Below are 10996 nucleotides of genomic sequence, written 5' to 3' on the forward strand. Positions count from 1 at the left end.
TGTGTGACGGCCGTTTGTGTACGCACCCCCGGAGGCGAGACCTCTGGAGGCTGCGCCCAGCGGACCCGCCTCCCGAGTTACGGAAGATCCCCAGCGAATACGACCTGGGGCACTCGGTGGCCATGACACCCAAGAGGAGTACGCGTGCCGCTCGACGCCGCTACGAAGAAGCAGATCATCGCTGAGTTTGGTACCAAGGAGGGCGACACCGGCTCCCCCGAGGTCCAGGTCGCGATGCTCTCGAAGCGGATCTCGGACCTCACCGAGCACCTGAAGTCCCACAAGCACGACCACCACTCCCGCCGTGGTCTGCTGATCCTGGTCGGCCAGCGCCGCCGCCTGCTGCAGTACCTGGCCAAGAAGGACATCCAGCGCTTCCGTACGCTGGTCGACCGCCTCGGCATCCGCCGTGGTGCGGCCGGCGCCAAGTAAGACGCTGTGAAGGGAGCGGTTCCCACCTCGAGGGGGGCCGCTCCCTTTGCTGTACGCGCCGCTGTACGCGTGCGGGACGTACCGGACGCTTTGTAGTCTGGACACAACCGCGCGACGCACCGGTGCACAACTGAAGAAGGAGGAGCGCACTCCTACGCCGCCGGTCCTCGGTAGTGGTACCCGGAACGCCCCACGGGCCCAGAACCGGGTGCTTCGATCGAAGACCGGCCCACACGCAAGGAGCGCTTCTCCGCCACCGTCCGCCGCCACACGGGCCGCGGACGGAGACGACGAAAATGGAGAAACGCTAGTGGAGAACGAGACCCACTACGCCGAGGCCGTCATTGACAACGGCTCCTTCGGCACCCGCACCATCCGCTTCGAGACGGGCCGCCTGGCCCGCCAGGCCGCCGGCTCCGCCGTTGCCTACCTGGACGACGACACGATGGTGCTGTCCGCCACCACCGCGTCGAAGAAGCCCAAGGACCAGCTCGACTTCTTCCCCCTGACGGTGGACGTCGAGGAGCGCCAGTACGCCGCGGGCAAGATCCCCGGCTCCTTCTTCCGCCGCGAGGGCCGCCCCTCCGAGGACGCGGTCCTCACCTGCCGCCTGATCGACCGCCCGCTGCGCCCGTCCTTCAAGAAGGGCCTGCGCAACGAGATCCAGGTCGTCGCCACCGTCATGGCGCTGAACCCCGACCACCTGTACGACGTCGTCGCGATCAACGCCGCGTCCGCGTCCACGCAGCTGGCCGGCCTGCCCTTCTCCGGCCCGATCGGCGGCGTCCGCGTCGCGCTGATCAAGGGCCAGTGGGTCGCCTTCCCGACGCACTCCGAGCTCGAGGACGCCGTCTTCGACATGGTCGTCGCGGGCCGCACCCTGGAGGACGGCGACGTCGCGATCATGATGGTCGAGGCCGAGGCCACCGAGCAGACCATCGCCCTGGTCAAGGGCGGTGCCGAGGCGCCGACCGAGGAGGTCGTCGCCGCCGGTCTCGAGGCCGCGAAGCCCTTCATCAAGGTCCTGTGCAAGGCCCAGTCGGACCTCGCCGCCAAGGCCGCCAAGCCCGAGGGCGAGTTCCCGGTCTTCCTCGACTACGAGGACGACGTCTTCGCCGCCCTGGAGCAGGCCGTCCGCGCCGAGCTGTCGCAGGCGCTGACCATCGCCGGCAAGCAGGAGCGCGAGGCCGAGCTGGACCGCGTCAAGGACCTCGCCGCCGAGAAGCTCCTGCCGGCCTTCGAGGGCCGCGAGAAGGAGATCTCCGCCGCCTACCGCAGCCTGACCAAGGCCCTGGTGCGCGAGCGCGTCATCAAGGACAAGGTCCGCATCGACGGCCGCGGGATCACGGACATCCGTACCCTCGCCGCCGAGGTCGAGGCCATCCCGCGCGTGCACGGCTCGGCGCTGTTCGAGCGTGGCGAGACCCAGATCCTGGGCGTCACCACCCTCAACATGCTCCGCATGGAGCAGCAGCTGGACACCCTCTCCCCGGTGACCCGCAAGCGCTACATGCACAACTACAACTTCCCGCCGTACTCCGTCGGCGAGACCGGCCGCGTCGGTTCGCCGAAGCGCCGCGAGATCGGCCACGGTGCGCTCGCCGAGCGCGCGATCGTGCCGGTCCTGCCGACCCGCGAGGAGTTCCCCTACGCGATCCGCCAGGTGTCCGAGGCCCTCGGCTCCAACGGCTCGACGTCCATGGGCTCGGTGTGCGCCTCCACCATGTCGCTGCTGAACGCCGGTGTGCCGCTGAAGGCCCCCGTCGCCGGTATCGCCATGGGCCTGATCTCCCAGGAGATCGACGGCAAGACCCACTACGTCGCCCTCACCGACATCCTCGGTGCGGAGGACGCCTTCGGCGACATGGACTTCAAGGTCGCCGGCACCAAGGAGTTCGTCACCGCCCTCCAGCTCGACACCAAGCTGGACGGCATCCCGGCCTCCGTCCTGGCCGCGGCCCTCAAGCAGGCCCGCGACGCCCGCCTCCACATCCTCGACGTGATGATGGAAGCGATCGACACCCCGGACGAGATGTCCCCCAACGCCCCGCGGATCATCACCGTCAAGATCCCCGTGGACAAGATCGGCGAGGTCATCGGCCCCAAGGGCAAGATGATCAACCAGATCCAGGAGGACACCGGCGCCGAGATCACGATCGAGGACGACGGCACCATCTACATCGGTGCCGCCGACGGCCCGGCCGCCGAGGCCGCCCGCGCCACGATCAACGGCATCGCCAACCCGACCATGCCGGAGGTCGGCGAGCGCTACCTGGGCACGGTCGTCAAGACCACCACCTTCGGTGCCTTCGTCTCCCTGCTGCCGGGCAAGGACGGCCTGCTGCACATCTCGCAGATCCGCAAGCTCGCCGGCGGCAAGCGCGTGGAGAACGTCGAGGACGTGCTCGCGGTCGGCGCCAAGGTCCAGGTCGAGATCGCCGAGATCGACCAGCGCGGCAAGCTCTCCCTGATCCCCGTGATCGAGGGCGAGGACGCCGACGCCGACGCCGACAAGGACGACTCCGACAAGTGACGTCGCGTAGTTCCCGTGTGACGGCCCGCCCCTCTTCGGAGGGGCGGGCCGTCGCCCGTACCCAAACCCTCCTCAAGGGCGAGAACGGCATCGGCACCGTCCGGCGCACCGTCCTGCCCGGCGGACTGCGCATCGTCACCGAGACGCTGCCCTCCGTCCGCTCCGCCACCTTCGGCATCTGGGCGCACGTCGGCTCCCGCGACGAGACCCCCGTGCTCAACGGCGCCACGCACTACCTCGAGCACCTCCTCTTCAAGGGCACCGGCAGGCGCAGCGCCCTCGACATCTCCTCGGCGATCGACGCGGTCGGCGGTGAGATGAACGCCTTCACGGCGAAGGAGTACACCTGCTACTACGCGCGGGTCCTCGACACCGACCTGCCGCTGGCGATCGACGTCGTCTGCGACATGCTCACCGGCTCGCTGATCCGCCAGGAGGACGTGGACGCCGAGCGCGGCGTCATCCTCGAAGAGATCGCGATGACCGAGGACGACCCGGGCGACTGCGTGCACGACCTGTTCGCGCACACCATGTACGGCGACACCCCCCTGGGCCGCCCCGTGCTCGGCACCGTCGACACGATCAACGCCCTCGGCGCCGACCGGATCCGCCGCTTCTACAAGAAGCACTACGACCCCCGCCACCTGGTGGTCGCAGCCGCCGGCAACGTCGACCACAACAAGGTCGTCCGCCAGGTCCGCGCCGCCTTCGAGAAGGCCGGCGCCCTCGGCCACACCGACGCCGAGCCCATCGGCCCGCGCAGCGGCACCAAGCGGATCCGCACCTCGGGCCGGGTCGACCTGATCAGCCGCAAGACCGAGCAGTCCCACGTCGTCCTCGGCGTGCCGGGCCTCGCCCGCACCGACGACCGCCGCTGGGCGCTCGGCGTGCTGAACACGGCCCTCGGCGGCGGCATGTCCTCCCGGCTCTTCCAGGAGGTCCGCGAGAAGCGCGGCCTGGCCTACAGCGTGTACTCGTACACCTCGGGCTTCGCCGACACCGGACTCTTCGGTGTGTACGCCGGCTGCCGCCCCAGCCAGATCCACGACGTCCTGCAGATCTGCCGCGACGAGCTCGACAAGGTCGTCACGGACGGGCTCACGGACGAGGAGATCAAGCGGGCCATCGGCCAGCTGTCCGGCTCCACCGTCCTCGGCCTGGAGGACACCGGCGCGATCATGAACCGCATCGGCAAGAGCGAGCTGTGCTGGGGCGACCAGATGTCGGTCGACGAGATGCTGGCCCGGATCGGGTCCGTGACCCCGGACGACGTCCGCTCCGTCGCCCAGGATGTACTGGCCCAGCGGCCGTCGCTCGCGGTGATCGGCCCGCTGAAGGAGAAGCAGGCCGCCCGCCTCGACGAAGCGGTGGCCTGAGGCACGAGCGGCAGGGACGCCGGCCGCCGCCCCGCCCGGGACGGCCGGCCGGCGCCCCCGGCGCAGGAACGGCGGCCTGGCCGCCACGACCAGTGGAAGCGAAGGAAGCACGCATGAGCAGCAAGCTGCGGGTCGCGGTACTCGGCGCCCAGGGGCGCATCGGGTCCGAGGCCGTCCGGGCCGTCGAGGCCGCCGAGGACATGGAACTGGTCGCCGCACTCAGCCGCGGGGACAAGCTGGAGACGCTCGCCGAGACCGGCGCCCAGGTCGCCGTCGAGCTGACCACCCCCGCCTCGGTCATGGGCAACCTCGACTTCTGCATCCGCCACGGCATCCACGCCGTGGTCGGCACCACCGGCTGGACCGAGGAGCGCCTGGCCCAGCTGAACGGCTGGCTCGCCGGCTCGCCCGAGACGGGCGTGCTCATCGCCCCGAACTTCTCCATCGGCGCCGTCCTCACCATGAAGTTCGCCGCCCAGGCCGCCCGCTACTTCGAGTCCGTCGAGGTCGTCGAGCTGCACCACCCCAACAAGGTCGACGCCCCCTCCGGCACGGCGACCCGTACGGCCCAGCTCATCGCGGCCGCCCGCGCCGAGGCCGGCTGCGCCCCGCAGCCCGACGCCACCGCCACCGCCCTCGACGGCGCCCGCGGTGCGAGCGTCGACGGCGTCCCGGTGCACGCCATCCGCCTGCGCGGCCTGCTGGCCCACCAGGAGGTCCTGCTCGGCGGCGAGGGCGAAACCCTGACCATCCGCCACGACTCCCTGCACCACAGCAGCTTCATGCCGGGCATCCTGCTCGGCGCGCGCCGCGTGGTGACCACCCCGGGCCTCACCTTCGGCCTGGAACACTTCCTCGACCTCGGCTGACATCGGGCAGTAACACCATGCGCGCGAAGATCACCTATTTCCTCACGGCCGCCGTCCTGGTCGTGTACTTCGTCCTCGTCGGCAGCCGCGGCGTCCTGCTGATCCAGCAGGGCACCTGGCTGACCGTCACCTTCGGCACGGCCGTGCTCGTCCTGCCGGTCATCGGCATCTGGTTCCTGTGGAAGAACACCCGCTTCGTCACGCGGGCCAACGAACTCGCCGCCGCACTGGAGGCCGAGGGCGGACTGCCCGTGGACGAGCTGGAGCGGGACGAGTACGGGCGGATCCTGCGGGACTCGGCCGACGAGGTCTTCGCTCGCCGCAAGGCAGAGACGGAGGATGCGCCGGGGGACTGGCGCAACTGGTTCCGCCTCGCCGTCGCCTACCACGACGCCCGCGACACCCCGCGGGCCCGCAAGGCCATGCAGAGGGCCATCGCCCTGCACGACAGCTAGTGCTGTGACCGGAAGGGTTCACCTTTCCGGCCACAGCGCTACCCGTACGGGCCTGATCCCCGTACGGGCTCACCGGCTGCGCCGTACGCCTCAGACGGGCACGGCCCGGTGCTCGTCCGCCCAGGCCGCGACCATGTCGACCGCCCGGTCGAAGGCCTCGGCCCGGGACAGGAAGTCGGCGTTGTGGTCGGTCAGCAGCACCGGCAGCTCGGCGCCGTCCCGCCCGGCTGCGGTGAGGGCCTGGCCCTGCACCGTCCGCGGCAGGCCGAGCCAGCGCACCGGCTGCTGCACGGTGCGGACTTCGCCGACCTCGCTCCACGCGACCGAGCGCGTCCGCAGCAGCCCGACCCGGCGCAGCCCCGTACGGCTCACCCAGACGCCCGCCATCAGGATCCGCAGCGCGGTCCCGATCACACCCAGGGCCGCCGCCAGGCAGACGGCCGCCCCGGCCCAGCCGCCCGCGAACGCGATGATCATCGTGGCGAGCAGCATGAACGCGGACAGCAGGAGCAGCAGGGCCGAGCCCGCCACCCGCCAGGGGCCCGGGCGGTACGGCCGGCGCCAGCGGTCCCGGTCGTCGTGGTCGAGGGGGGCGTCGTCGTCTTGCGCGTCGAACGCGCCGTCGGCCGTCAGGAAGGGCAGGGGCACGGCTGGACCTCACTCATATGCACGTTCGGTAGGGCTGTGCCCGTGAGGCTACCGCCCCTGGACGGCCTCCGACTGCTGCGACGTGGCGGGCGCGCGGTGTGGCTGGAGTGCGGGAACACCGAAGAGCAGGGAGCCGGCGAGCCCGGCCACGACGGTCAGCCCGACCAGACTGCGGGCGGCCAGCTGCGCCTTGCTCAGGCTCTCGCGCGGCGGCGGAGCGACGTTGCTGCGGAAACGGTCGGCCTCGGCGACGAAGGCGAACGGGACGGGTTCGCGCCGGCGGAGCATGGGGCGACTCTCCTCACGGTCAGGGCCCGGGACGGGGCGGCGGGTTGCGCGGGATACGGGTTCTACGGGTAAGACGTGCGAACCGACCGATCGGTGCCCGGAATTCGGGACATCCGGCAGATTTCATGGCGGTCCGTCAGCCGTACGGGCGATCGCGGCACCCCCGGGTGCGTGCACGGGCAGCCCCGGCGGGCGCCGTAGAGTGGGCGCGCCCCCCTGTGAGTCGTCCGGAAGGATCCCCGGTGAGCGAGACCGCCGCCCCAGCCCTGAAACCCAGCTTCCGCAGCGATGTGACGGTGGAGCTGGTCAAGCACTCCGCCGCCGACTCGGACGTGCTGTGGGCCGCCCGCGTCTCGACGGCCGGCGAGCAGTCGCTCGACGAGCTCCAGAAGGACCCGGAGCGCTCCAAGGGCCTCATCAACTACCTGATGCGGGACCGCCACGGCAGCCCCTTCGAGCACAACTCGATGACCTTCTTCATCAGCGCCCCGATCTTCGTGTTCCGCGAGTTCATGCGGCACCGCGTCGGCTGGTCCTACAACGAGGAGTCGGGCCGCTACCGGGAGCTGGAGCCGGTCTTCTACGTCCCGGACGCCGAGCGCAAGCTGGTCCAGGAGGGCCGCCCGGGCAAGTACGTCTTCGTCGAGGGCACCGAGGCCCAGCTGGAGCTGACGGGCCGGGTGATGGAGGACTCGTACCGTCAGGCCTACGAGGCCTACCGGGAGATGCTGGAGGCGGGCGTGGCCCGCGAGGTGGCCCGTTCGGTGCTGCCCGTCGGGCTGTTCTCCTCGATGTACGCCACCTGCAACGCCCGCTCGCTCATGCACTTCCTGGGCCTGCGCACCCAGCACGAGCTCGCCACCGTGCCGTCCTTCCCGCAGCGGGAGATCGAGATGGTCGGCGAGAAGATGGAGCAGCACTGGGCCCGGCTGATGCCGCTCACGTACGCCGCCTTCAACGCGAACGGACGCGTCGCCCCGTAGGTCCGGAAGACCCCGAACGAGCAGATCAGCCCCTGCCGGACGGATGCGCTGAAGATAGTCCGAAGTGTCCGTATTGCGGCGTTTCGGAAAGTTCATCTAGGCTGATCAAACGGACCCGGCACTGCTTGAACCCCCGAGCAGGCAGTGCCGGGCTCCACGCACCTCCCGGCCGCCGACGGGAGGCGCGACCCATTGACGTCCCCCGAGGGGACACCGCGAGCGTGGCAGCGAGTAGCGTGTTACCCATGGCTCCGATCTCGACTCCGCAGACCCCCTTCGGGCGGGTCCTCACCGCCATGATCACGCCGTTCACGGCGGATGGCGCTCTCGACCTCGACGGCGCGCAGCAGCTCGCCGTCCACCTGGTGGACGCAGGCAACGACGGCCTGATCGTCAACGGGACCACCGGCGAGTCCCCGACCACCACCGACGCGGAGAAAAACGACCTCGTACGAGCCGTCCTCGAAGCAGTCGGCGACCGCGCCCACGTCGTCGCCGGCATCGGCACGAACGACACCCGCCACACCCTCGAGCTCGCCCGCCAGGCCGAGCGCACCGGCGCGCACGGCCTGCTCGCCGTGACCCCGTACTACAACAAGCCGCCGCAGGAGGGCCTCTACCGGCACTTCACGGCCATCGCGGACGCCACCGAGCTCCCGGTGATGCTCTACGACATCCCCGGCCGCAGCGGCGTCCCGATCAACACCGAGACCCTGGTGCGCCTGGCCGAGCACCCCCGCATCGTCGCCAACAAGGACGCCAAGGGCGACCTCGGTCGCGCCAGCTGGGCCATCGCCCAGAGCGGCCTCGCCTGGTACTCCGGCGACGACATGCTGAACCTGCCGCTGCTGTCCGTCGGCGCGGTCGGCTTCGTCTCCGTCGTCAGCCACGTGGTCGCCCCCGAGCTGCGCGCGATGCTCGACGCCCACCTGAACGGCGACGTCCAGAAGGCCACCGAGATCCACCAGAAGCTGCTGCCGGTCTTCACCGGCATGTTCCGCACCCAGGGCGTGATCACCACCAAGGGCGCCCTGAACCTCCAGGGCCTGCCCGCGGGCCCGCTGCGGCTCCCGCTCGTCGAGCTGACCGCCGAGGAGACCGTCCAGCTCAAGATCGATCTTGCCGCCGGCGGGGTACAGCTCTGACAACGGACTTCACAACTGAACAGGACAACTGAACAAGCAAGACCGGTTACACCCACGCAAGTGCACGAACGAATGACATGCGCGCCACGTGCCGAACGAGGTACGTGGCGCGTGTGGTGAAGGAGAGACTTTTGAGCCATCCGCACCCTGAGCTCGGCCCGCCGCCGAAGCTTCCCCAGGGCGGCCTGCGCGTCACCCCGCTGGGCGGCCTGGGCGAGATCGGCCGCAACATGACCGTCTTCGAGTTCGACGGCCGCCTGCTGATCGTCGACTGCGGCGTCCTCTTCCCCGAGGAGGATCAGCCGGGCATCGACCTGATCCTGCCGGACTTCTCGTCGATCCGGGACCGCCTCGACGACGTCGAGGGCATCGTCCTCACGCACGGCCACGAGGACCACATCGGCGCCGTCCCGTACCTCCTGCGGGAGAAGCCGGACATCCCGCTGATCGGCTCGAAGCTGACGCTGGCCCTCATCGAGGCGAAGCTCCAGGAGCACCGCATCCGCCCCTACACCCTCGAGGTGAAGGAAGGCGACCGCGAGGCCCTCGGGGTCTTCGACTGCGAGTTCATCGCGGTCAACCACTCCATCCCGGACGCGCTGGCCGTCGCCATCCGCACCCCCGCGGGCCTGGTCGTCGCCACCGGCGACTTCAAGATGGACCAGCTCCCGATGGACAACCGCCTCACCGACCTGCACGCCTTCGCGCGTCTGAGCGAGGAGGGCATCGACCTCCTCCTCTCGGACTCCACGAACGCCGAGGTCCCGGGCTTCGTCCCGCCGGAGCGCGACATCTCGGGCGTCATCCGCGGCGTCTTCGCCGGCGCCCAGAAGCGGATCATCGTCGCCTCGTTCGCGAGCCACGTCCACCGCATCCAGCAGATCCTGGACGCCGCGCACGAGTACGGCCGCCGGGTCGCCTTCGTGGGCCGCTCCATGGTCCGCAACATGGGCATCGCCCGTGACCTGGGTTACCTGCGGGTCCCCGCCGGCCTCGTCGTCGACGTGAAGACCCTCGACGACCTGCCGGACCACGAGGTCGTGCTGGTCTGCACGGGCTCCCAGGGCGAGCCGATGGCGGCCCTGTCCCGCATGGCCAACCGCGACCACCAGATCCGGATCGTCCCCGGCGACACGGTGATCCTGGCGTCGTCCCTGATCCCGGGCAACGAGAACGCGGTCTACCGCGTGATCAACGGCCTGACCCGCTGGGGCGCCAACGTGGTGCACAAGGGCAACGCCAAGGTCCACGTCTCCGGCCACGCCTCCGCCGGCGAGCTGCTGTACTTCTACAACATCTGCAAGCCGCGGAACCTGATGCCGGTCCACGGCGAGTGGCGCCACCTGCGTGCCAACGCCGAGCTCGGCGCGATGACGGGTGTCCCGAAGGACCGCATCGTGATCGCCGAGGACGGCGTCGTCGTCGACCTCGTCGACGGCAAGGCCCGGATCTCCGGCAAGGTCCAGGCCGGCTACGTGTACGTGGACGGCCTGTCGGTCGGCGACGTCACCGAGAGCTCCCTCAAGGACCGCCGCATCCTCGGCGAAGAGGGCATCATCTCGGTCTACGTGGTCGTGGACAGCACCACGGGCAAGGTCGTCAGCGGCCCGAACATCCAGGCGCGCGGCTCCGGCATCGAGGACGGGGCCTTCACCCAGGTCGCGACGAAGATCGAGGAGGCCATCGCCCGCGCGGCGGCCGACGGCGTCGCCGAGCCGCACCAGATCCAGCAGCTCATCCGCCGCACGGTGGGCAAGTGGGTCTCGGACGGCTACCGCCGCCGCCCGATGATCCTGCCGGTCGTGGTCGAGGTCTGACCCCTCGCGTAGCGGCATCACTGGAGCGGGGCAACCGGATTTGCATCACGGGCCCCGCTCCAGTACGTTTACGGCTCCACCTCGTACGAAACGCGGGCGCACACGTGTGCCCTGGCGGGTCTGCGGGCGGGTGGGAATCAGACCCTGGGAAACCTGATAAAGTCTGCTCCGCCCGAAAGGGAAAGGCCCTCCAACGGCCACCGAATTCCAATCCGATCCGGAAACGGCACGGAAAAGAGTCTGGTAAGGTTGGAACCGCCGAAAGGGAAAACGTGAAAGCGAAAGCCCGGAAGGCGGAGCGAGAAAGACTCTGATAGAGTCTGAACCGCAAGAAAAAAACGAAAAACGAAGAACGAAGCCCGGAGGAAAGCCCGAGAGGGTGAGTACGAAGGAAGCGTCCGTTCCTTGAGAACTCAACAGCGTGCCAAAAATCAACGCCAGAAGTTGATA

Annotated in this window: 10 protein-coding genes; 8 read left to right on the forward strand and 2 right to left on the reverse strand. The window is 69.7% G+C overall.

Features of this window, described 5'->3' with window-relative positions; genetic code table 11:
• The first annotated feature begins 144 nt into the window (after window positions 1-144).
• The 5 genes from rpsO (at window position 145) to AB0F11_RS31345 (ending at window position 5665) form a co-directional block, all read left to right on the forward strand.
• Window positions 145-432, forward strand: a complete 288-nt coding sequence (gene rpsO, locus AB0F11_RS31325; protein ID WP_114054450.1) for a 30S ribosomal protein S15 — start codon at window positions 145-147, stop codon at window positions 430-432.
• A gap of 310 nt (window positions 433-742) precedes the next feature.
• A complete protein-coding gene (locus AB0F11_RS31330; RefSeq protein WP_362180966.1) occupies window positions 743-2965 on the forward strand; it encodes a polyribonucleotide nucleotidyltransferase in 2223 nt (740 codons plus the stop codon).
• A complete protein-coding gene (locus tag AB0F11_RS31335; protein ID WP_362180969.1) occupies window positions 2962-4341 on the forward strand; it encodes a pitrilysin family protein in 1380 nt (459 codons plus the stop codon). The genes AB0F11_RS31330 and AB0F11_RS31335 overlap by 4 nt, the downstream gene beginning before the upstream one ends.
• A gap of 113 nt (window positions 4342-4454) precedes the next feature.
• Window positions 4455-5210, forward strand: coding sequence for a 4-hydroxy-tetrahydrodipicolinate reductase (dapB, locus tag AB0F11_RS31340; protein WP_362180971.1), 756 nt, complete (start codon window positions 4455-4457; stop codon window positions 5208-5210).
• A gap of 17 nt (window positions 5211-5227) precedes the next feature.
• Window positions 5228-5665, forward strand: a complete 438-nt coding sequence (locus AB0F11_RS31345; RefSeq protein ID WP_362180974.1) for a hypothetical protein — start codon at window positions 5228-5230, stop codon at window positions 5663-5665.
• A gap of 90 nt (window positions 5666-5755) precedes the next feature.
• Here the strand turns inward: AB0F11_RS31345 and AB0F11_RS31350 are convergent, their stop codons facing one another.
• Together AB0F11_RS31350 and AB0F11_RS31355 are read right to left on the reverse strand one after the other, a co-directional pair.
• Window positions 5756-6313, reverse strand: a complete 558-nt coding sequence (locus AB0F11_RS31350; protein ID WP_362180977.1) for a PH domain-containing protein — start codon at window positions 6311-6313, stop codon at window positions 5756-5758.
• A gap of 48 nt (window positions 6314-6361) precedes the next feature.
• Complete coding sequence (locus tag AB0F11_RS31355; RefSeq protein WP_362180980.1) at window positions 6362-6601, reverse strand: hypothetical protein; 240 nt, start codon at window positions 6599-6601, stop codon at window positions 6362-6364.
• A gap of 242 nt (window positions 6602-6843) precedes the next feature.
• Here AB0F11_RS31355 and thyX point away from each other — a divergent pair, with 242 nt between their 5' ends.
• The 3 genes from thyX (at window position 6844) to AB0F11_RS31370 (ending at window position 10546) form a co-directional block, all read left to right on the forward strand.
• Entirely contained in the window at window positions 6844-7584 is a 741-nt protein-coding gene (gene thyX, locus AB0F11_RS31360; protein WP_361905418.1) for an FAD-dependent thymidylate synthase, read from the forward strand.
• A gap of 245 nt (window positions 7585-7829) precedes the next feature.
• Window positions 7830-8729 (forward strand): 4-hydroxy-tetrahydrodipicolinate synthase, encoded by a 900-nt coding sequence (gene dapA / locus AB0F11_RS31365; RefSeq protein ID WP_362180982.1) that lies wholly within the window; start codon window positions 7830-7832, stop codon window positions 8727-8729.
• A gap of 131 nt (window positions 8730-8860) precedes the next feature.
• Window positions 8861-10546 carry a ribonuclease J gene (locus AB0F11_RS31370; protein WP_362180985.1) on the forward strand — a complete coding sequence of 562 codons (1686 nt, stop codon included), beginning with the start codon at window positions 8861-8863 and terminating at the stop codon, window positions 10544-10546.
• The last annotated feature ends 450 nt before the right edge of the window (window positions 10547-10996 follow it).

Origin of the sequence: Streptomyces sp. NPDC032472 (genome assembly GCF_040636955.1) — a bacterium.
In the GTDB taxonomy this organism is placed as follows: Bacteria; Actinomycetota; Actinomycetes; order Streptomycetales; family Streptomycetaceae; genus Streptomyces.

What these genes read in the sequence shown, in the direction of transcription:
- dapB (WP_362180971.1), top strand. Translation starts at nt 4,455, where the DNA reads ATGAGCAGCAAGCTGCGGGTCGCGGTACTCGGCGCCCAGGGGCGCATC.
- AB0F11_RS31345 (WP_362180974.1), top strand. Translation starts at nt 5,228, where the DNA reads ATGCGCGCGAAGATCACCTATTTCCTCACGGCCGCCGTCCTGGTCGTG.
- AB0F11_RS31355 (WP_362180980.1), bottom strand. Translation starts at nt 6,601, where the DNA reads ATGCTCCGCCGGCGCGAACCCGTCCCGTTCGCCTTCGTCGCCGAGGCC.
- dapA (WP_362180982.1), top strand. Translation starts at nt 7,830, where the DNA reads ATGGCTCCGATCTCGACTCCGCAGACCCCCTTCGGGCGGGTCCTCACC.